Genomic DNA, 25,979 nt, shown 5'->3' on the forward strand with positions numbered 1-25,979 from the left:
CTTGCTGGCGTCGATCATGGAGTTGTGGTGCCGGACGAAGTGCCTGTATCGGGGCGCAACGGGCACCACAACTCCATGATCGACTAATGGGGTGTCAGACCCGGGACGGGGCCCGGTCATTCAGCTCCGTGCGGAGCTTTTCGCCCTCGATGTCGACGTTGGGCAGGACACGGGACAGCCAACGCGGCAGCCACCACGCCCGGTCGCCGAGCAGGGACATCACGGCGGGGACGATCGTCATGCGGACCACGAAGGCGTCGATGGCCACACCGATGGCGAGCGCGAAGCCCATCGACTTGATCACCGGGTCTTCGAGGAAGACGAAGCCACCGAACACGGAGATCATGATCAGGGCGGCGGCGGTGACCACCCGGGCGCCGTGGCCCATGCCGCTGATCGTGGCCTGCCGCGCGGTCTCGCCGTGCACGTAGTCCTCTCTCATACGCGACACCAGGAAGACCTCGTAGTCCATGGCGAGGCCGAACAGGATGCCGATGAGCAGGATCGGCAGGAAGCTGATCAGCGGGGCCGGAGTGTCCAGGCCGACCAGGTCCGCGAGGTGGCCCTGCTGGAAGACACCGACAGTGATGCCGAACGTGGCGGCGACGGTGAGCAGGAAGCCCAGCGCGGCCTTGATCGGCACCAGCACCGAGCGGAACACGAGCATCAGCAGCAGCACCGAGAGCCCGACCACAAGCAGCAGGTAGACCGGCAGCGCGTCGGACAGCTTCTCGGAGACGTCGATACCGACAGCCGTGACGCCGGTGAGCAGCACGTCCGCGTTGGGGATTTCCCGTACCGAGCCACGGATCTGGTTCACCAGGGTCTCGGTGGCCTCGTCGGTCGGGCCGGTCTTGGGTACGACGCCGAGCAGCGCTGTCCGGCCGTCCGGGCTGACCTGCGGCGGGGCCACCGCGAGGACGTTCTCGGTGCCCTGGAGCAGGGTGGTGACCTGTGGCACGGCAGCCGAGGTGGCCTCCGGCGTGTCCCCGGCGACCACAACCGCGAGCCGGCCGGTGAAGCCGGGCCCGAATCCCTCGGTGGTCAGGTCGCTCGACACGCGCTGAGGTGAGCCGACGGCCGCCGTCGAGGGGTCCGGCAGAGCCAGCCGCATGTCCGGGGTGGGCAGCGCGAGCAGCCCGAGGCCGACCAGGCCGAGCAGGATGACGGGTACGCGGAACCGGGTGACGAGCCGCGCCCAGCGGAAACCGAACGTGGACTGGTCCTCGGCCGGCGCGGTCGCGGCCTCCGGCCGGTCGTCGAGGTTCGCATCGTCGACCGGCGCAGCCGCCCCGGCGGCACCGGCGCGCAGCCGTCGGGGGAGTACCCGGTGACCGGCGAAGCCGAGCAGCGCGGGCTGGAGGGTGATCGCGACGAGCACCGCCACTGTGACAGTGCCGGCCGCGGCGAGACCCATCACGGTGAGGAACGGGATGTTCACCACGGCCAGCCCGGCCAGGGCGATGACCACTGTGGCGCCCGCGAAGACCACGGCGGAGCCGGCGGTACCGACAGCACGGCCGACCGCCTCCTCCGGTGAGAGGCCGTCGAGCAGGTTCTGTCGGTGCCGGGAGGTGATGAACAGCGAGTAGTCGATGCCGACCGCCAGGCCGAGCATCAGCGCCAGGATCGGCGCGGTGCTGGTCAGCTCGATGACACCGCTCAGCGCGAACAGGCCGGCCATGCCGACGCCCACGCCGATAAGCGCGTTGAGCATCGTCATTCCGGCCGCCACCAGCGACCCGAACGTGATGAACAGGACGATGGCGGCCACCAGTACACCGAGCGCCTCGGTGGAGCCGACCTCCGGCTCGCCACCGAGCACCTCGCCACCGGGGGCGACCTGCCAGCCCTGCGCCTCGGCGGCGGCACCGACGTTCTCGTACGCGGTGCGCTGCTCGTCGGTCACCCCGTCGGAGCCCTTGGCGAACTGGACCTGGACCAGCGCGTACCGGCCGTCGGGCGAGACCGCGCCGACCTGGAGCGGGTCGACAGCACCGACCACGCCGGGCAGCGTGGCGGCTTCCTGGACCAGTCCCTTGACCACGGCCTGGCCCTCGGGGCTGGCCAGTTGGCCGTCCGCTGGCGCCTTGACGGCGATTGTGCCGGTGGCGCCGCTGGCCGCGGGGAACTGCTCGGCGAGCAGGTCGAGGGCGCGCTGGCTCTCGGTGCCGGGCATTGTGAAGTTGCTCGCCGTCGGGCCGCGCAGCGTCGCCGCAGCCAGACCGGCGGCGACGAGTACGACGAGCCAGAGCGCGACGACGAGCCGTCGCCGGCGCAGCGCGCCCCGGCCGAGCCGGTAGAGCAGGGTGGCCATCAGGAGTCCTTGTCCTCGGTCGTTGGAAGGTGTTGCAGGGTTGCCTCGACGGGTGTGATGGCCCGCCGTACGAGGGTGAGCAGGGCGACGCGCAGTTCGTCGTCGGGTACGTCGGCGAACTCGGCGCACGCCTCGGGGATGCCGGCCAGCAGCACGAATGCGGTGATCTGGGCGGCTGGCTGGTCGGAGTGCCCGGCCATGGCGTCGCGCAGGCGTTCGGAGATCTGCTGGATGTGGGCGAAGGCCGGCTGGCAGAGCAGTTCGGCGAATTCGCCGCGCAGGAGCGCGATCTCCCGCCGGAAGCGGACGGCGAGGTCGACGAAGCCGGTGGCGGCGGCCTCCTGGCTGTCCGTGCCGGTGCGGTCGGTGAGCTGGTCGTCAAGGTCTCGCAGCATCGCGATGGCCGGTGCCATCAGCTCGGCGAGGAGGGCTTCCTTGTTGGCGAAGTGGTAGAGCACTGTGGCCTTGGAGCAGCCGACCTCGCGGGCGATGTCCTGCAGGGAGGTGCCCCGGTATCCGCTTACCGCGAACTGCCGCGCCGCGGCGGCGAGGATGTCACCGTGCGTCGCGGAAACTGCTCTGGCCATCGCTGGTCCACCTCCGCAGACCAGCATGCCTGACCGATCGGTCAGACCCTGACCGATCGGTCAGAAAACCCTCGTGGTGTTCCCCACACCCGGGCCGCGTTTATCCGGCGTGTTCCCTGTCGTACCTGGTCCGCGCCTCGGCGATGGCCAGGCGATGCCTCTCGGCCCAGTTGGTCAGGGCGACCAGGGACTCGTACAGCTCCAGCGCCATCGGCGTGGCCGTGTACTCGACCTTGGGCGGCACTGTCGGATAGACCCGGCGGTGCAGCAGGCCGTCGCGTTCCAGGTTACGCAGCGTCAGCGTGAGCATCCGGCGGCTGATGCCCTCGATGTGCCGCTCCAGCTCGGTGAAGCGCACCGGCCCGTTGGAGGCGACAACCAGGATGCTGATGCTCCATTTGCCGCCGACCCGGTCCAGCACCTCGCGGACGGTGCACGCCCGGGCCTGCCCGGCAGTGAACGGCACGTCCCCGGCCGCGCAGGTCAGCTCTGCGGCGACGGGGGCGGACACATCGCTGTTCCTCTGGGACACAACAGTGCCTCCTTCCGCTCCGGCCCATGGTCACAGACGATGACGTCGGTAACAAAGCGTGCACCAAGGAGGAGTTTCATGGACCGGGTCGTTCCGCCCCGCTGGCCTGCGTTGCTCGTGCTCTGCGCCGGCAGCCTGATGATCATTCTGGACGGAAGCGTGGTGGCGGTCGCGCTGCCCGCCATCCAGCGCGACCTGGGCTTCACCGCGCCCGGCCTCGCCTGGGTGGTGAACGCCTACCTTGTCGCGTTCGGCGGACTGCTGCTGCTCGCCGGCCGCCTCGGCGACCTGCTGGGCCGGCGGCGCGTCTTCCTGGCCGGCGTCGCACTGTTCACGCTGGCCTCGCTGGGCTGTGCGGTGGCCACCGGGCCGGGCCAGCTCGTGGCCGCGCGGTTCGGGCAGGGCGTCGGCGGCGCGCTGGCAATGGCGGTGAGCCTCGGCATGATCGTCCGGCTCTATCCCGAGCCGGCCGAGCGGGCTCGCGCCATCGCGGTCTTCAGCTTCACCGGCGCAGCCGGCGCGTCGATCGGGACGGTGGCCGGCGGGTTGCTCACCGAGCTGGCCGGCTGGCGGTCGATCTTCCTGGTCAACCTGCCGATCGGAGCGCTCATCCTGGTCGCCGCCGTCCGCACCCTTCCCGCCGAACGGGGGATCGGCCTGCGGGCTGGCCTCGACGTACCGGGGGCACTGCTCGCCACCTCCGGCCTGATGGCCGCAGTGCTGGGCATCGTCGGCACCGCCGAGAACGGCTGGACCAGCGGCCGGACCCTCGGAGCGGCGGCGCTCGCCGCGCTGCTGCTCGGTGGGTTCGCCGTCCGCCAGCGCACGGCGTCGACCCCGCTGCTGCCGGGTCGGGTGCTGCGCGTACCAGGCCTGGTCGCCGCGAACAGCGTGCAGTTCCTCATGGTCGCCGCGTACTTCGGTTTCCAGTTCCTGCTCGCCGTGGAGCTGCAACTGGTCCTCGGGCTGGACGCGGCGGCCACCGGCTGGGCCTTCCTGCCCACCCCTGTGGTGATCGCCGTGATCTCGCTCGGCCTCGCCGCTCGGCTGATCGCCCGCTGGGGCGCCCGGAGCGTGCTGGTGACCGGGCTCGGCCTGGCGACCGTCGGCTTCCTGCTGCTCGCCAGGCTTCCCGTCGACGGCGGCTACCTCACCGACGTACTCCCCGCGATGGTGGTCTTCGGGGTTGCCGGCGGTCTGACCCTGCCGGCCGTCACCACCCTTGCCATGGCCGGGGCGACCGACGCGGACGCCGGGCTCGCGTCGGGGCTGGCGAACACCACCCAGCAGGTCGGCGGCGCGGTCGGCCTGGCGGCGCTGAGCACGCTGGCCGCCGTGCGCGCCGACGGTCTGCGGACCGCCGGTTGGGACGAGGTGGCCGCGCTGGCCGGCGGCTACCGGGCCGCGTTCGCAGTGGCCGCCGCCCTGGTGGTCACCGCGCTGCTGCTCTCGCTGGCCACGCTGCCCCGCGCGGACCGCCGCAATCTTCCCGCGTCGAAGCGCCGCGTCCGGTTGACCGGCAGTCCCCCGGCCGGGAGGGTGATCGGGTGACCGAGGCTGACGAGACCCGGGACGGCGTGGCCCTGACCAACCTGGACCAGCCGCTGTCCGACCGCGCCGACGCGACCAAGCGGAACCTGGTCGACTACCTCGACGCGGTCCGGGAGCAGATCCTGGCGCAACTGCGGGACCGGCCTCTGTCGGTGATCAGGGTCCGCCCGGGGCAGCCGCCGTTCATGCAGAAGAACCTGCCGAAGTACACCCCGGACTGGGTCCGCCGCGTGCCGGTCTGGGCCGAGGCCTCGCATCGCGAGATCTCGTACGCCCTCTGCGACGACCGGCGGACCCTGCTCTGGTTCGCCAACCAGAGGGCCGTCGAATACCACCCGACGCTCGCCACCGCAGCCGACCTGCACCGCCCCACGCACCTGGTGCTCGACCTGGACCCACCCGAGGGCGACGGCTTCGATGCGGCGGTCGGTGCGGCCCTGCTTGTCCGCCAGGCGCTCACCGACGCCGGTATGGCCGGAGCGGTGAAGACCAGCGGCGCCAAGGGCGTGCACGTCTTCGTCCCGATCGCCGGTGAGCCCACGGCGGAGGAGTTGGCCGCCGCCACCCGCGCGCTCGCCGTCCGCGCCGAACGGCTGGACCCGGCGCTCGCCACCACGGCGTACATCAAGGAGGACCGGGGCGGCAAGGTCTTCGTGGACGCCACCCGATCCGGCGGTGCGACTGTCGTCGCCGCGTACAGCCCCCGGCTGCGTCCCGGGATGCCTGTGTCGTTCCCTGTCGACTGGGCCGACCTGACCGCTGTGACCCCGGCGGACTTCACCATCCGGACCGTGCCGCCGCTCGTCGCCGAGACCGACCCGTGGGCCGCGCTGATGCCGGCGCCGCAGTCGCTGCCCGCCGACCTGGTGGCCGAGGGGCGGACCATCCCGGTGGCCCGGGTGCAGGCCATGCACGAGGGCAAGCGCCGGGCCCGAGCCCGCCGCGAAACCACCTGACGGTACGCCCGTGAGTGGCTCGCCCCGGCCTGGCCGCGCGCCGCGCTTCGGTGATCCAGGTTTGTCGGTGGTGTGTGGCACGATTTTCCAGATGAGCAGCAGACCTGCCGCATCGCGTCTCGACGATCTGGCGCGGCTGCGCCGTGTGCGTGACCGGATCGACAGGGAATACGCGCAGCCGCTGGATGTCGAAGCGCTCGCCCGGGGTGTGCACATGTCAGCCGGGCATCTCAGTCGGGAGTTCCGGCTCGCCTACGGCGAATCTCCGTACAGCTATCTCATGACCCGCCGCATCGAGCGCGCGATGGCCCTGCTGCGGCGCGGTGACCTCAGCGTCACCGACGTCTGTTTCGCTGTCGGCTGCTCGTCGCTCGGCACCTTCAGCACCCGCTTCACCGAGCTTGTCGGCGTGCCACCGAGCACCTACCGCCGGCAGGCGGCAGGAGCGACGGAGGGCATGCCGTCCTGCACCGCCAAACAGGTGACCAGACCGGTCAGAAATCGAGAAGCGCAGGTCACGCGACCGGGCCTACCGTGACCGCCACGGGTCGAAGCGGCATGGGTGGCCCTGGTGTCACCTCAAGCGCGACCCGACGAGCGCCGGCCAGCCGGGGCACGCCCGCCCGACAGATGGAGAGACGATGAGCAAGCACGCCGCCGACAGCCACGACCTGATCCGGGTGCAGGGCGCGCGCGTCAACAACCTCAAGGACGTCACCGTCGAGCTGCCGAAGCGCCGTCTGACGGTTTTCACCGGCGTCTCCGGTTCGGGCAAGAGTTCGCTCGTGTTCGGCACCATCGCCGCCGAGTCACAGCGCATGATCAACGAGACGTACAGCGCCTTCGTGCAGGGGTTCATGCCGACGCTGGCCCGGCCCGAGGTCGACGTGCTGGACGGGCTGACGACGGCGATCATCGTCGACCAGGAACGGATGGGCGCCAACGCCCGATCGACAGTCGGCACCGCCACGGACGCCAACGCGATGCTGCGCATCCTCTTCAGCCGGCTCGGGCAGCCGCACATCGGCTCGCCGAACGCGTTCTCCTTCAACGTCCCGTCGGTCCGGGCGAGCGGAGCGATCACCGTCGAGCGCGGCGCCGGCAAGACCAAGACCGAGAAGGCGACATTCAACAGGCTGGGCGGCATGTGTCCGCGCTGCGAGGGCATGGGCTCCGTCACCGACTTCGACCTGTCCGCGCTCTACGACGACAGCAAGTCGCTGAACGAGGGCGCCATCACCATCCCCGGCTACAGCATGGAGGGCTGGTACGGCCGCATCTTCCGTGGTTGTGGCTACTTCGACCCGGACAAGCCGATCGGCAAGTTCAACAAGAAGGAGTTGCAGGACCTGCTCCACAGGGAGCCGACCAAGATCAAGATCGACGGCATCAACCTGACGTACGTCGGTCTGATCCCGCAGATCCAGAAGTCGTTCCTCTCCAAGGACGTCGACACGCTGCAACCGCACATCCGCGCCTTCGTGGAGCGGGCGGTGACGTTCACGACCTGCCCCGAGTGCGGCGGCACCCGGCTCAGTGCGGAGGCCCGGTCCTCGAAGATCAACGGTAAGAACATCGCCGACGTCTGCGCCATGCAGATCAGCGACCTGGCCGGCTGGGTCCGGGGCATCGACGACTCCTCGGTCGCCCCACTGCTCGCCGGGCTGCAACACCTGGTGGACTCGTTCGAGGAGATCGGGCTGGGCTACCTGTCCCTGGACCGGCCGTCGGGCACCCTCTCCGGCGGCGAGGCGCAGCGCACCAAGATGATCCGCCACCTCGGGTCGTCGCTCACCGACGTCACCTACGTCTTCGACGAGCCGACCATCGGTCTGCACCCCCACGACATCGCGCGGATGAACAACCTGCTGCTGCGGCTGCGCGACAAGGGCAACACCGTGCTTGTCGTCGAGCACAAGCCGGAGGCCATCGCCATCGCCGACCACGTGGTCGACCTCGGCCCCGGCGCCGGTACGGCAGGTGGCGAGGTGGTGTTCGAGGGCACCGTTGCCGGGCTGCGGGCCAGCGACACCCTCACGGGCCGGCACCTCGACTACCGGGCCGGCGTGAAGCCGTCCGTACGGACGCCGTCGGGTCTGCTGGAGATCCGGGGCGCGAGCACCCACAACCTGCGCGACGTCGACGTCGACATCCCGTTGGGTGTGCTGGTGGTGGTGACCGGGGTGGCCGGGTCGGGCAAGAGTTCGCTGATCCACGGCTCGGTGTCCGGCCGGGAGGGCGTGGTGTCCGTCGACCAGAGCGCCATCCGGGGGTCGCGGCGGAGCAACCCGGCGACGTACACCGGTTTGCTGGAGCCGATCCGGAAGGCGTTCGCGAAGGCCAACGGTGTGAAGCCGGCGCTGTTCAGCGCAAACTCCGAGGGCGCGTGCCCCGGCTGCAACGGCGCCGGGGTCATCTACACCGACCTGGGAATGATGGCCGGTGTGGCGGCCACCTGCGAGGAGTGCGAGGGCCGGCGGTTCCAGGCTTCGGTCCTGGAATACCGCTTCGGTGGCCGCACCATCAGCGAGGTGCTGGCCATGTCGGTGACCGAGGCGGAACGATTCTTCGCCGACGGCGAGGCGCGTACGCCTGCCGCGCACGCCATCCTCGACCGGCTCGCCGACGTCGGCCTCGGATACCTCAGCCTCGGCCAGCCGCTCACCACCCTGTCCGGCGGCGAGCGGCAGCGGCTCAAGCTGGCCACGCGGATGGCCGAGAAGGGTGGCGTCTACGTCCTCGACGAGCCGACCACCGGCCTGCACCTCGCCGACGTCGAGCAGTTGCTCGGCCTGTTGGACCGGCTCGTCGACTCCGGCAAGTCGGTGATCGTCGTCGAGCACCACCAGGCGGTCATGGCGCACGCCGACTGGATCATCGACCTGGGTCCGGGTGCCGGTCACGACGGCGGGCAGGTCGTCTTCGAGGGCACCCCGGCGGATCTCGTCGCCGCCGGCTCGACGCTCACCGGCGAGCACCTCGCCACGTACGTCGGCGGTTGAGCCGGCGCGCCGGGGTCAGCTCTCGGTTCGACCCGGTCGGCTGATGGGGGCCGAGAGCATTCCGGCGATGGCGTCGACCAGGAAGTCGCCGACCTGCGGCCATCGGGGGTCTTCGCCGTCGCGTTCGGCGCGTGCCTCGACTTCGGCGGTCGCGGTGCTGACGATGCGGGTGATCAGGCGTGCGCGGCCGGCGACGATGTCCGGGTCGAGGTGCCGCAGCCGTGCCGCGAGTGACGCGCGCAGGTGCACTGCCTGTGGCGTGGTGTCCTGGGCTTCCCGCACGAGCGGCAGCGTGGCGGGGTTGTGGAGCACGTGGTCGAGGAACCGGGCTCGCCAGCTCGGTCGCGGCAGGTGGTCGAGCACCCGCATGCTCGGCTCCACGAGGCCGCGTATGTCGCCGAGGACGGAGTCCTCGGGTGGAGCCATTCCCTCGCGTTGTTGCGCCACGTCGTGCACGTGGCGGGCCATGAGCGCCTTGAGCAGGCCCTCGCGTCCACCGAAGTAGTAGCGCACCGCAGAGTGGTTGGTGTTGCCGGCCACCTCGGCGACTTTGCGGTCGGAGATCTCCGCGACGCCCGACTCGGCGAAGAGCCGCTCGGCAGCGTCGAGCAGGGCGGTGCGTGCCGCCACTGACCGCCCCATGACCCGGCTCCTTCGCTGTTCTCGCCCCCGGATGTGACTCAGGTCAACCTAGCCGGATTCCCGGTTCCGGCCTGCGCCGCCTACAGTTCGTAAGTCACTTGGCTTACAAACCGATCTGGAGAGTGCATGGACACCGAAGCCGTGATCGAGGCTGCCGACGTGATCGACGGCCGCCCGCCCGGCCCGGACCGCAAGGAACACATCATCCGGATGGTCGCCCTGTTCGTGATGCCGTTCCTCATGGTCACGATGATGTTCGCGACCTACATGGCGACAATGCACTCACCGCACCCCAGGGACATGCCTGTGGCGGTCGTCGGCAGCGGTGCCACCGCGCAGGCGATCGTCGACGGCCTCAACGCCGCGCCCGGCAACACCACCGACGCCACGCTGGTGCCCACCCGGGACGACGCTGTCGACCTGCTGCACGACCAGGAAGCCGCCGCCGCGCTGGTCCTGCCCGCTCCCGGCGGCGACAGCGCGACAATCCTCACCGCCTCGGCGGCCGGAGCCTCGCAGGGCGCCACCGTCCAGCAGTTGCTCGCGCCGGTGGCCGTGGCGAACAACTGGCAGGCCACCACCGAGGACGTCGCGCCGCTGCCCGACGGTGACCGGGCCGGCATCGCGGTCCTGTTCGCCGCCATGGGCATGATGCTGGCCGGCTACGTGCCGCTGAGCATCATGGTGATGGGCGTTCCCCACCTGCTGCGGCTGCGACGGTTCCTGCCCGTGCTGGCCGGCTGGTCCGCGTTCACCAGCTCGATCATCTGGCTCATCCTCGGCCCTGTCGTGGGCGCCGTCGAGGGCCACTACCTCACCTTCCTCGGCGTCGGCATGCTCGCCACCGCAGCCGTCGGCATGGCCCAGCTGCTGCTCTCCAAGGTGGTCGGCCCTCTCGCGGTGCTGCCCGGCATGCTGCTCTGGGTCGTGTTCGGCATGCCCGCGTCGAACCTCGCGTTGTCAGTGCACAACATGCCGGGGTTCTTCCAGTTCCTGCACGGCGTGCTCCCGCTCCCGGCGGCCGGCGAGGCGCTGCGCTCGGTCCTGTACTTCGACGGCAACGGCCTCGGCACCCACCTGGTCGTCCTGGCCGTGTGGATCGTGGCTGCCCTCGCGCTCTGCCTGCTCAAGGAGCGCAGCGCGACCGGGAACGTCATCCCCGGCGTCCCGCCGATCCCCGACCCCGACGCGAAGGCCCCCGCCCTCGCCGGCGGGCCGCCGCGATCCAAGCGATTCCGGTACGTCGCCGCGGCCGGCTTCCCACTGGCCATCCTCGTTGTCGTCGTGGGTGCCATGGGCTTCTCCATGCACAAGCCGCAGCCGCACGACATCCCGGTCGTCGTGGTCGCCGCCACCCCCGAACTGGCTCAGCAGACCGCCGACGGCCTGAACACGCAGCTCACCGGCATCCTCGACGTCACCGTCGCCGACAGCGCCGAGCAGGCCACCGAGCAGATCAAGGCCCGTGACGTGGTCGCCGCCTTCGTCCTGCCGACGGCACCGGACGCCCCGGCGACGCTCTACTCGGCGTCCGCCGCCAACCCCAGCCAGCAGTCCACGATCCGCGCGATCTTCCAACCGATCGCCGCGGCCCAGGAGCTTCCGCTCACGCTCACCGACGTGCAGCCCCTGAGCGACACCGACACCGGTGGCAGCAACAGCATGTACGTCGGCATGTCGTGGATCATGGCCGGCTTCCTGTTCCTGGCCGTCCTGCGCGGCGGCGCCCCGCACGTGCGCCGCCTGCCCCAGTTCCTGCCGCTGCTGGCCGGCTGGGCGGTCGGCATGTCCGTCTGGCTGTGGTTCCTCTTCGACGTCCTCATCGGCGCGATCAGTGGCAACGCCCTCGAACTCATCGGCTACGGGGCGCTGACCATCTTCTCGGTCTCCCTTGCCACCGGAGTTCTCACCCGCACCGTCGGCCTGGCCGGGATCATCCCGATGATGGTGGTGCTGATGATGGCCGGTTTGCCCGCCTCCGGCGGCGGCATGTCGGTGTACCTCGTACCCGAGGTGTTCCGGCCTCTCCAGGACGTACTGCCGCTGCCTGCGGCTGTCGACATCGCCCGATCACTGCGCTACTTCGACGGCGTCGGCGTCGGGCAGAACCTGCTTGTCATCGCCATCTGGGGTGCCGTCGGGCTGGTCCTGAACCTGCTGATCGACAAGTGGCTCACACGCCGCCCGGAGGTCGACGAGCCGGGCGCTGGCCCGGCGCCGGCGGCGTCGGTGAAGCTGGTGTCGGCCGAGGCGCACTGAGCGAAGGTCCACCGCCGACCCGCCCGGGTCGGCGGTGGACCGCTACGCCGACCCCGGCAGGATGACCATCGACCAGCCGCAAGCTACACGGCCTCCACACCATACTTGTGGAACAAACCAAGCATGCGCTCGTCAAAGCGTTCCGGCCCCCAGTTGTCGACCTGCACACCTGGTCGGGGCTCGTCGCCCCCTTCCACGAAGAGCCCTTCCGCGCCGCCCGGCGTGTAGATGAAAAGCAACTTCGTCGTGTGCAGACCGACGTTCTTGAACCGATGGCGAACCATTCGTGGGATATGGACGACATCGCCGGTGACCGCAGTGAAAGTTCGTTCGCCATCCAGGAATTCCAGCTCACCGGAGAGCAGGTAGAAGGTCTCCTCCTGATCCGCGTGGGTATGCGGGACCGGACCGCCACCTGGTGGCACGCTGGCCTCCACGATGCCGATGGAGCCGCCGGTCTGGGCCGCCTGGAGGCGCATCGTGTAGACGTCGCCGGAGAACCATCTGGTAACTCCCTGGCCAGCCGGCACGTGCAGGCCGCCCCCGCGACCGGAATCAACGTCAATTCCGGGAATAGAAATGCTCATTAGCCCCCCTGGCAAAGAACTTGCTCACCGTATAAAAGCGGTGAACTCCCTCAACTAGCGTAGGGTCGACTGTCAGATTCACGAAGGGTGATCGGTCGTGATCAGTCACACCGATCGGGGTAATGAACTAACGACGCCGTTATCCGTCAGGGCGCATAACAAACTCACCGACAAGCGGGATAAGTATTGTGACGGTGGGCGCGCGCCGCCGTCTTCACGGCCGAGGTCCAGGCCTCTCCGCTGGCACACACCCCTGCATCACGCGCGTCGAGCCAGCGTTGAGTACGACTGACCGGCGTCCGGGATTGGCGCGGATGTGGCACAGATGCTCGCCATGGGCCGCTGGCAGCCGGAGACACGAGTAAGGCCCCTGACCGGTTTCCCTGGTCAGAGGCCTTTTCTGCTGGTCGGACTTCTTAGCAAGAGTGCCCCCGGCAGGATTCGAACCTGCGCCCCCGCCTCCGGAGGGCGGTGCTCTATCCCCTGAGCTACGGGGGCTCAGCGACTGGAGAAGACTAGCAAACCTCCTCCGCGTACGCCGAACCGGTATCGGGCGACAGGGTCGTGTCGCCCGATACCGCGGCTCAGGCAGCGATCGCCCGCCCGCAGCTGGGCAGCGGGTGCAGGACGATCCGCCGGGGCAGTCGACGCGGCCACTCGTTGCGCGGCCAGGAGCCGTCGATGATCAGGTGCACGGTGCGCTGCTCCTCGCCGCTGAGCCGCAGCACGAAGTCGCGGGGGAGCGGCGGGTCGACAGTCGGCGTGGTGATCATGAAGCGCACCCGGCCCCGGGACGAGACGGCGGAGATCACGTCGGCCGCCGGCATGGTGCCGCGCAGTCGTACGCGGCCGATCCAGTAGACCTCCGCCAGGTGTTCCTGGGCGGCGCGGGTGATCGCCGGGTACTCGGTGCGTACCCAGCGCTCGACCGCGCTGACGCAGAGCCCGCAGGCGCGCTCACGCGGTTCCCGTGGACCCAACCCCCAGGCCCGCAGGTACGCCCCGACGGCGCCTGCGTCCAGCGGCAGGTCGAAACGGCGCTGGATGAGCGTGGTGAGGCTCTGCCTCGTCCACAGCTCTTCGTCCAGGCCGAACTCGTCGGGGTGGACGCCCCGCAGCGCGTCGATCAGTTCGAGTTCCTGTTCGCGGCTGAGCATTCCCGGCTCGCCCTGCCGCTGTCCGCGACGGACGGCTGCCACCGCCCCGTCACCGCCGATGGTGTGGCGTCGGCACCAACTGGTGACCGAACGCCGTGCGTCTCTGAGTGCAACCCCCACGTCTTGGGCAACGAGCCCGAATCGCAACTGGTCACGATATGTGGGGAGAAAACTCTCTAAGCAACGTAATCGCCTGTGACGCTCAAAGCTCCCATAACGGACTTAAGCCTACAAGAGCCCACGAACGGGCCCGCGCCCTCGCCGGTGTGCGGCGGTGACGCGGGCCCGTTGTGCCCGTGTGACGGATCAGCCGTTGGCCTGCGCCTGGAGCTGCCGGAGGTTGTTCAGCTCGGTCTGCTGGGTGGACTTCATGGTCCGTGCCACCCGCAGCACCTCGTCGTTGCCGGTCTCGTCGAGCACCGCGTCGATCATGTGGATCCCGCCCAGGTGATGGTTGATCATCAGGGCCAGAAACTGCCTGTCGACCTCGATGCCCTGGGCGTCGCGCAGCGCCGCCATCTGCTGCGGGGTGGCCATCCCCGGCATCAGCCCGTCCTTGACGGTCACCCCGTCTGACATCCAGGCCATCGGCCGCTCCGTCCCGGTCGGGCTGAGGCCCCACTCCCGCAACCAGGTCTGCATGGCACCGATCTCGCCCTGCTGCCCGGTGGCGATGTCCACCGCCATCTGGCGGACGGCAGGCAGCGTCGCCGACCGGTACGCGGTGAGGCTCATCTCCACCGCCTGGGTGTGGTGCGTCGTCATGTCCCGTGCGAAGCCCGCCTCGACCGAGGCATCGCCGGGTCGGGTGAGCTGCGGGGTCAGCAGGCCACCCGCGTACCCGAGTAGCAGGCCCACCACCAGCATGATGGCGAGCACTCCGACGCCGTAGCGGCGGGCCGACGCCCGGCCGGCGTCATCCGGAAACGCCGGTGCCTCGTCGTGCTCGCTGTCGGTGGTGGTGGGCGCAGTCATTCGCCGTCCTTACTGAGTGGGCATCTGGGCCTGGAGGTCACGCGGCGTGGTGCCGGTGGCCGTCACACCCTGGTTGCACAGTGCGGTCGGACCCTCGATGGAGGCGTTCACCCGCAGGGTCTTGATGAACTCGTCGATCCGCCCGTCGTCGGCGTTGTCGACCTTGAGCTGGTAGCCCCACGCCTGAAGGGAGATCGGCTTGTCCAGACCCTCGAACGGGCTCATCATCATCTTCTCGACGCCGCGAACCTTGCCGGCGAGCTTGTCGACCTGGTCCTGCGACAGGCCCGGCTGGTAGGTGATCCAGACGGCGCCGTGCTCCAGGCTGTGCACCGCGTGCTCGGTGGCGATCGGGGCGTCGTAGACGTCACCCATGCAGTTCTGCCAGGCGGCGTTGTGCACGCCACCGGTGGGCGGCGAGTACTTGTAGGTCAGCGGGCCGGACTTGTGGGCCTCGTACTTCAGGCTCTCCGGGTCCGACTTGCGGTAGTTGACGATGCCGTCGATGGCGTTCGCGCGCTTGTCCCACGGCTTGGCGCCCTGGAAGGTGGCCCAGGAGGCGACACCGATGATGCCGACCGCGAGCACGCCCACGGCGACGAAGAGCGCGATCGGGCCCCAGGCCCGGCCCTGGCTCACCTTGACCGGCGTGATCGGCTTGCGGGGGCCCTTGCCGCCTGCCCGTGGGCTGCCGGCCGGCTTACCCGCCGGCTTGCCGGAGCCGGCCTTGGAACCGGACGTCGGCCGGCCTGCGGCCGGCTTCTTGCCGGTGCTGACCACGGTCGGGCGGCGCTCAGGGCCACCCGGGGTGCTGATGCTCATCGTGCCTCGTCAGGTCGGTCGGTCAGGGGAGATGGCGGGCCGGATGACGCGCAGGGTTGCCGCCGAGTGCCCGAGTCTACCCCCGATAACATGGGTGGGTGACTCCTGCAGAACTCGCCTCGGTCGTCCTCGCCGCCGCCCACACCGTCTTCGCCGAGCGTGGCCTCGACCACGCCGCGCTGCCGGAGCGCACGGTGGTGGAGCGACCGCGCAACCCCGAGCACGGCGACTACGCCTCGACGCTCGCTCTGCAGTTGAGTAAGAAGGTGGGCGTCCCGCCGCGCGAACTGGCCGCCGCCCTGGCCGACCAGCTGGGTCGGGCATCCGGCATCAAATCGGTGGAGATCGCCGGGCCGGGCTTTCTGAACATCCGGCTGGACGCCGCCGCCGCCGGCCAGCTCGCCCGGCTGATCGTCGAGGCCGGCGAGGAGTACGGCCGCAGCGACCGGCTCGCCGGCGAGAAGATCAATCTGGAGTTCGTGTCGGCCAACCCGACCGGCCCGGTGCACATCGGCGGCGTCCGCTGGGCGGCCGTCGGTGACGCGCTGAGCCGGCTGCTGCGCGCCACGGGCGCCGAGGTGGGCACCGAGTACTACTTCAACGACGCCGGTTCCCAGATCGACAGGTTCGCCCGTTCGCTGCTCGCCGCCGCGAAGGGCGAGCCGGCGCCGGAGGACGGCTACGGCGGGGCGTACATCGCCGAGATCGCGACCGAGGTGCGGGCCCGGCGGCCCGACGTGCTGACACTCGACGACGCCGCCGCCCAGGAGGTGTTCCGGGTCGAGGGCGTCGCGCTGATGTTCGACGAGATCCGCTCCTCGCTGCGCGACTTCGGGGTGGAGTTCGACACCTACTTCAACGAGAAGGACCTGCACGACAGGGGTGAGCTGGATCTCGCCCTGGTGCGGCTGCGCGAGCAGGGTCGGGTCTACGAGTCCGAGGGCGCCACCTGGCTGCGGACCACCGACTTCGGTGACGACAAGGACCGGGTGCTGCGCAAGTCCAACGGCGAGTGGACGTACTTCGCCGCGGACTGCGCCTACTACCTGGACAAGCGGGAGCGCGGCTTCGAACGGATCGTGATCATGTTGGGCGCCGACCACCACGGCTACGTGGGGCGGATGAAGGCGATGGCCGCCTGCTTCGGCGACGACCCCGAGCGCAACCTGGAAATCCTCATCGGGCAGCTTGTCAACCTGCTGCGCGACGGCGCCCCGTTGCGGATGAGCAAGCGGGCCGGCACGGTGATCACCCTGGAGGACCTGGTCGACGCGATCGGCGTGGACGCCTCCCGGTACGCCCTGGCCCGCTACTCGAGCGACTCGCCGATCGACATCGACATCGAGTTGTGGACGCGGGCGAGCCGTGACAACCCGGTCTACTACGTGCAGTACGTGGCGGCCCGGACGGCAAGCGTGGCCCGGCACGCCGCCGAGGTCGGTCTCACCCGCGGCGACGGCGCGGAGTTCCGCCCCGACCTGCTCGGCCACGAGAAGGAAAACGAGCTGCTCAAGGCGCTCGCCGAGTTTCCCGCAGTGATCGCCTCCGCCGCCGAGCTGCGCGAGCCGCACCGGGTCGCCCGCTACCTGGAGGAGCGCGTCGCGCAGGCGTACCACAGGTTCTACGACGAGCCGGCCTGCCGGATCCTGCCGCGCGGCGAAGAGCCTGTCTCCGACGCCCAGCGGGCCCGGCTCTGGCTCAACGACGCCACCCGCACCGTGATCGCCAACGGACTGCGCCTGCTCGGCGTCTCCGCACCCGAGAGGATGTGACATGAGGGCTCACGAGGCCGGTGCGATGCACGGCGACATCGGCAGCCGGGAGCCGGCCTGGCTGCGTACCCCGGAGGACGTCAACGCCCTGGTGCCGGCGCTGTGGCCGCGCAGCGTGACGCGCGCCGCCGACGGCGCGGTCGCCGTCGCGGGCCTGAGCGTCCGCAACATCGCGGCCGAGTTCGGCACCCCGGTGTACGTCCTGGACGAGGCGGACCTGCGCTCGCGCTGTCGGGACTTCCGGGCCGCCTTCCCGGACGAGGACGTCTACTACGCAGGCAAGGCGTTCCTCTGCCGCGCGGTGGTCCGGATGATCGCCGAGGAGGGGCTGTTCCTCGACGTCTGCACCGGCGGCGAGCTGGCGACGGCCCTGTCGGCGGGGATGCCGCCGGAGCGGATCGGCTTCCACGGCAACAACAAGTCGGTGGCCGAGCTGAGTCGGGCGCTGGACGCCGGGGTGGGACGGATCATCCTCGACTCGTTCACCGAGATCGACAGGCTCACCGCGCTGGCCCGCGAGCGGGGCGTCCGGCCCGGGGTGCTGATCCGGGTCACAGTGGGTGTCGAGGCGCACACCCACGAGTTCATCGCCACCGCGCACGAGGACCAGAAGTTCGGCTTCTCCCTCGCCGGTGGCACAGCCGCCGCTGCCGCGTTCAAGGTCCTCGACGAGGGTGTGCTGGAGCTGCGCGGTCTGCACTCGCACATCGGGTCGCAGATCTTCGACGCGAGCGGCTTCGAGGTGTCCGCCCGCCGGATTCTCGCGCTCCAGGCGCAGATCCGGGACGCGCGTGGGGTGGAGCTGCCCGAGCTGGACCTGGGTGGTGGTTTCGGCATCGCGTACACCACCCAGGACGACCCGGCCACTCCACAGGACCTGGCCAAGCGGCTGCGCAAGATCGTCGACTCGGAGTGCGCGGCGGAGAACCTGGCCGCGCCCCGGCTGTCGATCGAGCCCGGCCGGGCCATCGTCGGGCCGGCCATGTTCACCCTCTACGAGGTGGGCACGGTCAAGGACCTCGACGGCATCCGGACGTACGTGAGCGTCGACGGCGGGATGAGCGACAACATCCGTACGGCGCTCTACGACGCGTCCTACTCGGCGACGCTGGCCTCGCGGGCATCGACGGCGCAGCCGCTGCTCGCCCGCGTGGTGGGAAAGCATTGTGAGTCTGGGGACATCGTAGTGAAGGATGAATTCCTGCCCGCCGACGTGCAGCCCGGAGATCTTGTCGCAGTGCCCGGCACCGGCGCCTACTGCCGGAGCATGGCCAGCAACTACAACCATGTCCCCAGGCCAGCGGTCGTCGCGGTGCGGGACGGCCAGGCGCGCCTGATCGTCCGGCGGGAAACAGAAGAGGACCTGCTCGCATTGGATGTTGGATGACGTCACCTGTGCGTTTGGCGCTGCTCGGCTGCGGCACTGTCGGCCAGGAGGTGGTCCGGCTGCTGCACGAGCAGTCGGCCGACCTGACCGCCCGGATCGGCGCTCCATTGGAGATCGTCGGCATCGCCGTGCGCCGACTCGGTCGTGACCGCGGTGACCTGCCGGTCGACGACTCCCTGTTCACCACCGACGCGCTCGGCCTCGTCAAGCGCGACGACGTGGACGTGGTGGTCGAGGTCGTCGGCGGCATCGAGCCCGCCCGGACGTGGCTGGTCGAGGCGCTGCGCGCGGGCAAGAGCGTGGTCACCGCCAACAAGGCCCTGCTCGCCGAGGACGGCGTGGCCCTGCACGACGCGGCCGCCGAGGGCGGCGGCGACCTCTACTACGAGGCGTCAGTGGCCGGGGCCATCCCCTTGTTGCGCCCGCTGCGGGAGTCGCTGCACGGCGACCGGATCAACCGGGTCACAGGCATCGTCAACGGCACCACGAACTTCATCCTCTCCGCGATGGACGCCACCGGCGCCGGCTTCGCCGAGGCGCTCGACGAGGCCACCGAGTTGGGGTACGCGGAGGCCGACCCGACCGCCGACGTGGAGGGCTTCGACGCGGCGGCCAAGGCGGCGATCCTCGCCTCACTGGCGTTCCACACGCGGGTCAGCGCGGCCGACGTGCACCGCGAGGGCATCACCGAGGTGACAGCCGCCGACATGGCCAGCGCCAAGGCGATGGGCTGCACCATCAAGCTGCTCTGCATCGCGGCCCGGGGTGTCGACCCGGCCGGCCGTGAGACGGTGAGCGTCCGGGTGCACCCGGCGATGATTCCGCGCAGCCACCCGCTGGCAAGCGTCGGCGACGCCTTCAACGCGGTCTTCGTCGAGGCCGACGCGGCCGGACAGTTGATGTTCTACGGCCGGGGCGCGGGTGGCGCGCCGACCGCCAGCGCCGTGCTCGGCGACGTGGTGGCGGTGTCCCGCAACCGGCTCGCCGGGGTCCGCGCGGCAAGCGAGAGCTCGTACGCCGCCCTGCCCGTCCGGCCGATGGGCGAGGCGTTGACCCGCTACCACGTCAGCCTTGACGTGTCCGACCGCCCGGGTGTGCTGGCCGCGGTGGCCGGTGTGTTCGCCCGCCACGACGTGTCGATCGCGACAGTCCGTCAGGGTTCCGCGGGCGGGGCGCCCGGCCGGGACGGCGACGCCGAGTTGGTCATCGTCACGCACGTCGCGCCGGACGCCGCGCTCGCCGCGACCGTTGGCGAGCTGCGTGGCCTGGACATCGTCCGATCCGTGACCAGCGTGTTGCGGGTCGAGGGCGGGGCGTGAATCGTTGAACCGGTGGTGGGGCGGCTCGCTCGTCCCGCCAGGTGGGTAACCCGGGGTGTGCCACCGGGCGCTCCGACAGGCTGGTCCAGGGTGACCAGGTACGCAGGGCGGCGCGAAGGTAGAGGCGAGGAGAGCGACATGTGGCGGGGTCTGATCGAGGCGTACCGGGATCGGCTGCCGGTCACCGCGGCCACGCCCGTCGTCACGTTGCACGAGGGGAACACCCCGCTGCTTCCGGCGCCGGTGCTCTCGGCCCGCCTCGGCTGTGACGTCTACCTCAAGGTGGAGGGCGCCAACCCGACCGGCTCCTTCAAGGACCGGGGGATGACCGTCGCGGTCTCCAAGGCGGTCGAGGCCGGCAACAAGGCGATCATCTGCGCCTCCACCGGCAACACCAGCGCGTCGGCCGCGGCGTACGCGGCCCGCGCCGGTCTGACCTGCGCGGTGCTGGTGCCGCAGGGCAAGATCGCGCTGGGCAAGCTGGCCCAGGCGCTCGTGCACGGGGCGAAGCTGCTCCAGGTGAGCGGCAACTTCGACGACTGCCTGGCGCTGGCCGCCAAGCTCGCCCAGGACCACCCGGTCGCGCTCGTCAACTCGGTGAACATCGACAGGCTCCAGGGTCAGAAGACCGCCGCCTTCGAGATCGTCGAGGCGCTCGGCGACGCGCCTGACATCCACTGCCTGCCGGTCGGCAACGCCGGCAACATCTCCGCCTACTGGATGGGTTACTCCGAGGACTACGCCGCCGGCACCACGACCCGCGCACCGAAGATGTACGGCTTCCAGGCCTCCGGTGCGGCTCCGATCGTGACCGGCCAGGTCGTGCCGGAGCCGTCGACAATCGCGACAGCGATCCGGATCGGCAACCCGGCGAGCTGGACCAAGGCCCTCGACGCGCGGGACGCCTCCGGTGGTCTGATCGCGGCGGTGACCGACCGGGAGATCCTCTCCGCGTACCGGCTGCTGGCCCGCGAGGTCGGGGTCTTCGTCGAGTTGGGCAGCGCGGCCAGCGTGGCGGGTCTGCTCCAGCAGGCCGCCGCGGGTGCGGTGCCGGCGGGTTCGACGGTCGTCTGCACGGTGACGGGGCACGGCCTGAAGGACCCGGAGTGGGCGATCTCCACCGCGCCCGCGCCGCTCACCATCGCCAACGATCCGCTGGCTGCGGCCCGCGCTCTCGACCTGGCCTGAGGCGGTGACCGCCCGGCTGGGCGGAGAGCGGTGGGCTGCGGCCGTACGGCCGCGCTGAGAGCGTGGGGGCGGCGAGGGCCGGGCTGATCGGGTCCGGCACACTTCCGGGTATTCCCGCCCGCAATCTCGTTCAGGAGTGAGCCAGGCCGATGTCGCTGCTCGCCAGATTCAGCCTCGCCAACCGTGGGCTCGTCGCCCTCATCGCGGTGGTGATCACGGCGTTCGGAGCGTTCGCCGTGCCGTCGTTGAAGCAGCAACTGCTGCCATCACTGGAGTTTCCCGGCGCGTTCATCGTGGCCGCCTACCCCGGCGCAGGTCCCGAGATCGTCGAGTCCCAGGTGACCGAGCCGATCGAGAGGGCGTTGCAGGGCATCCCCGGCCTCGACAAGATCAGCTCAACCTCCCGGGAGGGGTCGGCGACCGTCCAGGTCCAGTACGTGTTCGGCACCGACCTGGACGACGCGGTCAACAAGATGCAGACCGCGCTGAGCCGGATCGACACCCAGCTGCCGGAGAGCGTCGACCCGCAGGTCATCGCGGGCGGCACCGACGACCTGCCGGCGGTGGTGCTGGCCGCGTCCGGAACCGGTGACGAGCGGGCCCTCGCCGAGAAGTTGCGTGCGACTGTGGTGCCGGAGCTGGAGAGCATCGAGGGGGTGCGTGCGGTCGAGGTGACCGGCGCCCGCGACGACATCGTGGTGATCACCCCGGACCAGGCCAAGCTGGCCGCGGCGAAGCTCCCGCCGACCGCGATCGGGTCCGCGCTCAAGACCAACGGTGTGTCGGTGCCCGCCGGTGCGGTCGCCGCGGACGGACTGACCCTGCCGGTGCAGGTCGGTACGCCGGTCGTCACCCTTGACGACCTGCGCGGCATCGTTGTCGCGCCCGGCGCGACCCCGGTCCGTCTCGGTGACGTGGCGACCGTCGAGCAGACGCTCGCCCCGGCCACCGCGCTCACCCGGACCAACGGCAAGGAAAGCCTCGGCATCATGGTCACCGCAACGCCGGACGGCAACGCGGTGGAGATCTCGCACGAGATCCGGGACCGGCTGGCCGACCTCAAGGAAGCCGCCAGCGCCGAGTTGACGGTGGTCTTCGACCAGGCGCCGTTCGTCGAGAAGTCGATCGAGTCGTTGACCACCGAAGGTCTGCTGGGCCTGGTGATGGCTGTCATCGTCATCCTGGTCTTCCTGCTGTCGGTGCGCTCCACAGTGGTCACAGCGGTCTCCATCCCGCTGTCCGTGCTTGTGGCGCTGCTCGCCCTGTGGATCGGCGACTACTCGCTCAACCTGCTCACCCTCGGCGCGTTGACAATCGCGGTGGGCCGGGTGGTGGACGACTCGATCGTCGTGCTGGAGAACATCAAACGGCACCTGGAGTACGGCGAGGAGAAGCAGGCCGCGATCATCACCGGCGTCCGCGAGGTGGCCGGCGCGGTGACCGCGTCCACCCTCACGACGGTGGCGGTGTTTGCGCCGATCGCGCTCGTCGGCGGGTTCGTCGGGCAGCTCTTCGCCCCGTTCGCGATCACCGTGACCGTGGCGCTGCTCGCCTCGCTGCTGGTCTCGCTGACAGTGATCCCCGTACTGGCGTACTGGTTCCTCAAGCCGTCCGGCGGCACTGTCGACGACGAGGCGGTGCGACGCGAGGCGGAGGAGAAGGAGCTCCGCAACCCGTTGCAGCGGGCGTACCTGCCGGTCATCGGGTTCGCCACCCGCAAGCGGTCGACCCGTTGGATCACCGTCGGGCTCGGCCTGCTGGTGCTCTTCGGCACGTTCGGGCTGGCGCAGAAGCTGGAAACCAACTTCCTGGACGACTCGGGGCAGGACACGCTGAGCTTCCGCCAGGAGCTGCCTGCCGGCAGTGGGCTGGCAGCCACCGACGAGGCGGCCAAGCAGGTCGAGGCGGTACTCGGACGGCTCGACGGGGTCGAGACGTACCAGGTGACAGCGGGTGGCGGCGACAACCCGTTCGCGCGCGGCGGCGGCAACAACGTCGCGACCTGGTCGCTGACGCTCGACGGCGACACCGACGCCAAGGAGATGCGCGCGCGGCTGCGCGAGGAGTTCGACAAGCTCGGCATCGACAAGGAGGAGATCACCTTCGCCGGCGGGCAGGACGCCTCGACCAGCCAACTGGAGGTGATCGTCCAGGGCAGCGACAGGGAGGTGCTGGCCCGCGCCGCCGAGGCCGCCCGGACGGCGATGGCCGGGGTGCCGGACGTCGAAGACGTGTCCACGAGCCTCGCCGAGCAGGTGCCGCGCGTCAACGTGGCCGTCGACCGGGTCGCCGCCGGTCGGGTCGGGCTCACCGAGGCGGCTGTGGGTCAGCTCGTGGTGCAGGCGTTCCGTGGCGCCCCGCTGGGTCAGGTGGCGCTCGACGGCCGCCAGCAGGACGTCGTGCTGCGGTTGAGCGCGACGGCGCCGGTCTCGGTGGAGGAGTTGCGTGCCCTTCCGGTCGGGCCGGTGAAGCTCGACGACATCGCTGACATCACGCAGGCCGAGGGCCCGCAGCAGGTCACCCGGATCGACGGTGAGCGCAGCGTCTCGGTGACCGGCACGGCGACCGGCTCGAACCTGGGCGCGACCAGCCAGGAGTTGCAGAAGCGGCTGGACGCCATCGACGTACCGGGGGCGACCTTCACCATCGGCGGGGTCAGCGCCGACCAGGCGGACGCCTTCGGCGACCTGGGCCTGGCGGTGCTGGCCGCCATCGCGATCGTGTTCCTGATCATGGTGGCCACGTTCCGCAGCCTCACCCAGGCGTTGATCCTGCTGATCTCGATCCCGTTCGCGGCGACCGGTGCGATCGGCCTGCTGCTCATCACCGGAACGCCGATGGGCGTACCGGCGTTGATCGGCGTGCTGATGCTCGTCGGCATCGTGGTGACAAACGCGATCGTGCTGCTCGACCTCATCAACCAGTACCGGGCGCAGGGCATGGGCGTCCAGGAGGCGGTGGTCGAGGGCGGCCGGCGCCGACTGCGCCCGATCCTGATGACCGCCATCGCGACGATCTTCGCGCTGTTGCCGATGGCGCTCGGGTTGACCGGCGAGGGCGGTTTCATCTCCCAGCCGCTTGCGGTGGTGGTGATCGGTGGCCTGCTCAGCTCGACGCTGTTGACGCTGATCCTCGTGCCGACGCTCTACACGATGGTGGAGCACACGAAGGGCGCGTTGCGGGACCGGCGTCGCCGTGGACGTTCCGGGGACGAGGCGGTGGACCGGCCTTCGGGTCCGGAGACAGCCGAGCCGTCCAGCCCGAACCAGGTGGCGGTGCCGGCCGGCGCACCTACGTCCCGGGCTGCCTCGGGCGCCGGGTCAACGGCTGTGGGGGAGGGCTCGCAACCGCCCGCTGGGCGGCCCTCGGGCGCGTTGGTGGACGGCACCGACCAGTTCGAGGTGCTACGGCTGCCCCGTAGTCGCACCTCGCCGTTGCCCCCGTCGGAGCCGACCGAGTAACCGAACCGGCAGTTCGGTGCGCCCCCGGCAGGTCCCCACCTGCCGGGGGCGCGTGCTTCATGGACACCCCGGCGGTGCGACCACGACTGATCCGTCCGCCGTACGGGCACCTGGGCGGGACGGCACCTCCATGACAGTCTCGACGCTCCTCGGAGCCGGAGTAAGCACCACATCGACCGGGTAGGGTCCCGCTCCGTGGCGTCCACCTTCTCGGTCATCACCGGCAACCGCAGCTTCCGCAACCTCTTCCTCGCCGAACTCGTGGTCTTCGGCGCCGACTGGTTCGTCATGGTCCCGCTGCTTGTGCTGCTGCCCCACCTGACCGGAAGCGGAGTCTGGGGCGCCCTGGTGCTGGCGGTGGACACCGGCATCGTGGCGCTGCTGCTGCCGTACACCGGCACGGTGGCCGACCGGTTCGACAGGCGGAAGGTCATGATCGCGGCGAACGTGGCCGCGCTGGTGGGCGTACTCCTGCTGCTCGGCGTGCGAAGCGCCGGCACGGCGTGGCTGGCGCTGGTGGCCATCGGCGTGGTCGCGGTCGCCAAGGCCTTCTACTCGCCGGCCGCCCAGGCCGCGCTGCCCAACGTGCTCCGGCCGCACGAACTGGCCGCAGGCAACGCGGTGGCGGGCTCGGCCTGGGGCACCATGACAGTGGTCGGCGCATCGCTCGGCGGCGTGCTCAGCTCGGCCGCCGGCCCGTACATCTGCTTCTGGGTGGCAGGGGTCGGCCTGGCGCTCGCCGCGGGCCTGGCCACCCGGATCCGCCGTCCGTTGCAGGCGGAGCGCGACCCGGAGCTGCCGGTCCAGCGGACCTGGCCGGCGGTCCGCGAGGCGCTCGGCTACATCGGGCACCGGCCCCGCGTGCTGGCGCTTGTCACAGTCAAGTCGGCGGTCGGTCTGGGCAACGGGGTGCTCACCGTGTTCCCGCTGCTCGCCGGCGTGTACGGGGTCGGTCCGCTCGGCGCCGGCCTGCTCTTCGCGGTACGCGGTGCCGGTGCGCTGGTGGGGCCGATCCTGATGCGTCGGGTGCTGACCAATCGGTCCTGGCTGCTTCCCGGGCTCGCCGTGTCCATGTCGCTGTACGGCCTGTCCTACCTGGGTACGTCGGTGGTCCGCTGGTTTCCCCTGGTGCTGCTGCTGGTCTTCCTGGCGCACTTCGCGGGCGGCAGCAACTGGGTGATGTCGAACTTCGCCCTTCAGGGCGAGGTGCCGGACCGGTTGCGCGGGCGTGTCTTCGCCACCGACATGATGCTCGCGACGCTCGCCATCTCGGTGAGCCAACTGGCGGTGGCCCTCGTGGTGGACGTCGTGGACGAACGGGTCGTGCTGGCCGGCTGTGGTCTGGTCACCCTCGTGTACGCGATCGGCTGGCGAATCGCCACCCGCAAGCTCTCGCTGACCGACCCGGTCGCCGAGCCGGTTCCGAACCCGACAGGCTGACCCGCGGTCCCATGCTGCGGGCACC

The 25,979-nt window shown here is 70.3% G+C and carries 19 protein-coding genes and 1 tRNA gene; 11 read left to right on the forward strand and 9 right to left on the reverse strand.

Translation table 11 applies throughout. The features are described from left to right. Positions 1-94 precede the first annotated feature (94 nt). The 3 genes from ADK66_RS14760 to ADK66_RS14770 all read right to left on the reverse strand — a co-directional run bounded on the left by ADK66_RS14760 (position 95) and on the right by ADK66_RS14770 (position 3,391). On the reverse strand, positions 95-2,317 hold the full coding sequence (locus ADK66_RS14760; RefSeq protein ID WP_053655619.1) for an MMPL family transporter: 2,223 nt from the start codon (positions 2,315-2,317) through the stop codon (positions 95-97). Beyond that, on the reverse strand, positions 2,317-2,904 hold the full coding sequence (locus tag ADK66_RS14765; protein ID WP_053655620.1) for a TetR/AcrR family transcriptional regulator: 588 nt from the start codon (positions 2,902-2,904) through the stop codon (positions 2,317-2,319). Before ADK66_RS14765 ends, ADK66_RS14760 begins: the two co-directional genes overlap by 1 nt. A gap of 100 nt (positions 2,905-3,004) precedes the next feature. After that, a complete protein-coding gene (locus ADK66_RS14770) occupies positions 3,005-3,391 on the reverse strand; it encodes a helix-turn-helix domain-containing protein (RefSeq protein ID WP_053655676.1) in 387 nt (128 codons plus the stop codon). A 123-nt stretch (positions 3,392-3,514) separates the two neighbouring features. Here ADK66_RS14770 and ADK66_RS14775 point away from each other — a divergent pair, with 123 nt between their 5' ends. From ADK66_RS14775 to ADK66_RS14790, 4 genes are all read left to right on the forward strand, one after another. Continuing rightward, positions 3,515-4,987 carry an MFS transporter gene (locus ADK66_RS14775; protein ID WP_053655621.1) on the forward strand — a complete coding sequence of 491 codons (1,473 nt, stop codon included), beginning with the start codon at positions 3,515-3,517 and terminating at the stop codon, positions 4,985-4,987. Then, positions 4,984-5,943, forward strand: coding sequence for a DNA polymerase domain-containing protein (locus ADK66_RS14780; RefSeq protein WP_053655622.1), 960 nt, complete (start codon positions 4,984-4,986; stop codon positions 5,941-5,943). The genes ADK66_RS14775 and ADK66_RS14780 overlap by 4 nt, the downstream gene beginning before the upstream one ends. 91 nt (positions 5,944-6,034) lie before the next feature. After that, positions 6,035-6,481 (forward strand): helix-turn-helix transcriptional regulator, encoded by a 447-nt coding sequence (locus ADK66_RS14785; protein ID WP_053655623.1) that lies wholly within the window; start codon positions 6,035-6,037, stop codon positions 6,479-6,481. A gap of 103 nt (positions 6,482-6,584) precedes the next feature. Further along, positions 6,585-8,945 carry an excinuclease ABC subunit UvrA gene (locus tag ADK66_RS14790; protein WP_053655624.1) on the forward strand — a complete coding sequence of 787 codons (2,361 nt, stop codon included), beginning with the start codon at positions 6,585-6,587 and terminating at the stop codon, positions 8,943-8,945. A 15-nt stretch (positions 8,946-8,960) separates the two neighbouring features. On the opposite strand, the gene ADK66_RS14795 is transcribed toward ADK66_RS14790, so the two are convergent. Further along, complete coding sequence (locus ADK66_RS14795; RefSeq protein WP_053655625.1) at positions 8,961-9,587, reverse strand: TetR/AcrR family transcriptional regulator; 627 nt, start codon at positions 9,585-9,587, stop codon at positions 8,961-8,963. A gap of 126 nt (positions 9,588-9,713) precedes the next feature. Between ADK66_RS14795 and ADK66_RS14800 the strand changes: the two genes are divergently transcribed. Then, positions 9,714-11,846 carry a DUF3533 domain-containing protein gene (locus ADK66_RS14800; RefSeq protein WP_082377456.1) on the forward strand — a complete coding sequence of 711 codons (2,133 nt, stop codon included), beginning with the start codon at positions 9,714-9,716 and terminating at the stop codon, positions 11,844-11,846. An 83-nt stretch (positions 11,847-11,929) separates the two neighbouring features. Here the strand turns inward: ADK66_RS14800 and ADK66_RS14805 are convergent, their stop codons facing one another. From ADK66_RS14805 to ADK66_RS14825, 5 genes are all read right to left on the reverse strand, one after another. Continuing rightward, entirely contained in the window at positions 11,930-12,433 is a 504-nt protein-coding gene (locus ADK66_RS14805; protein WP_157552498.1) for a cupin domain-containing protein, read from the reverse strand. Between the two features lie 426 nt (positions 12,434-12,859). Continuing rightward, positions 12,860-12,931 (reverse strand) — tRNA-Arg (locus ADK66_RS14810). 86 nt (positions 12,932-13,017) lie between these two features. Next, entirely contained in the window at positions 13,018-13,710 is a 693-nt protein-coding gene (locus ADK66_RS14815) for a winged helix-turn-helix domain-containing protein (protein WP_053655626.1), read from the reverse strand. A 186-nt stretch (positions 13,711-13,896) separates the two neighbouring features. Beyond that, positions 13,897-14,565: a DUF305 domain-containing protein gene (locus ADK66_RS14820; protein WP_053655627.1), complete on the reverse strand. Its 669-nt coding sequence runs from the start codon at positions 14,563-14,565 to the stop codon at positions 13,897-13,899. 9 nt (positions 14,566-14,574) lie between these two features. Further along, positions 14,575-15,387: a DUF3105 domain-containing protein gene (locus ADK66_RS14825; RefSeq protein WP_053655628.1), complete on the reverse strand. Its 813-nt coding sequence runs from the start codon at positions 15,385-15,387 to the stop codon at positions 14,575-14,577. Positions 15,388-15,485: 98 nt separating this feature from the next. Between ADK66_RS14825 and argS the strand changes: the two genes are divergently transcribed. The 6 genes from argS (at position 15,486) to ADK66_RS14855 (ending at position 25,954) form a co-directional block, all read left to right on the forward strand. Next, positions 15,486-17,159, forward strand: coding sequence for an arginine--tRNA ligase (argS, locus tag ADK66_RS14830; protein WP_053655629.1), 1,674 nt, complete (start codon positions 15,486-15,488; stop codon positions 17,157-17,159). 1 nt (position 17,160) lies between these two features. Continuing rightward, entirely contained in the window at positions 17,161-18,546 is a 1,386-nt protein-coding gene (gene lysA / locus ADK66_RS14835) for a diaminopimelate decarboxylase (RefSeq protein WP_053655630.1), read from the forward strand. An 8-nt stretch (positions 18,547-18,554) separates the two neighbouring features. Further along, positions 18,555-19,865, forward strand: coding sequence for a homoserine dehydrogenase (locus ADK66_RS14840; RefSeq protein ID WP_053655631.1), 1,311 nt, complete (start codon positions 18,555-18,557; stop codon positions 19,863-19,865). A 138-nt stretch (positions 19,866-20,003) separates the two neighbouring features. After that, entirely contained in the window at positions 20,004-21,053 is a 1,050-nt protein-coding gene (gene thrC, locus ADK66_RS14845; protein WP_053655632.1) for a threonine synthase, read from the forward strand. A 149-nt stretch (positions 21,054-21,202) separates the two neighbouring features. Further along, positions 21,203-24,514 carry an efflux RND transporter permease subunit gene (locus tag ADK66_RS14850; RefSeq protein WP_053655633.1) on the forward strand — a complete coding sequence of 1,104 codons (3,312 nt, stop codon included), beginning with the start codon at positions 21,203-21,205 and terminating at the stop codon, positions 24,512-24,514. Positions 24,515-24,709: 195 nt separating this feature from the next. Further along, positions 24,710-25,954 carry an MFS transporter gene (locus tag ADK66_RS14855; protein ID WP_053655634.1) on the forward strand — a complete coding sequence of 415 codons (1,245 nt, stop codon included), beginning with the start codon at positions 24,710-24,712 and terminating at the stop codon, positions 25,952-25,954. Positions 25,955-25,979 lie beyond the last annotated feature (25 nt).

The organism is Micromonospora sp. NRRL B-16802, assembly GCF_001279555.1.
Classification (GTDB): Bacteria; Actinomycetota; Actinomycetes; order Mycobacteriales; family Micromonosporaceae; genus Micromonospora; species Micromonospora profundi.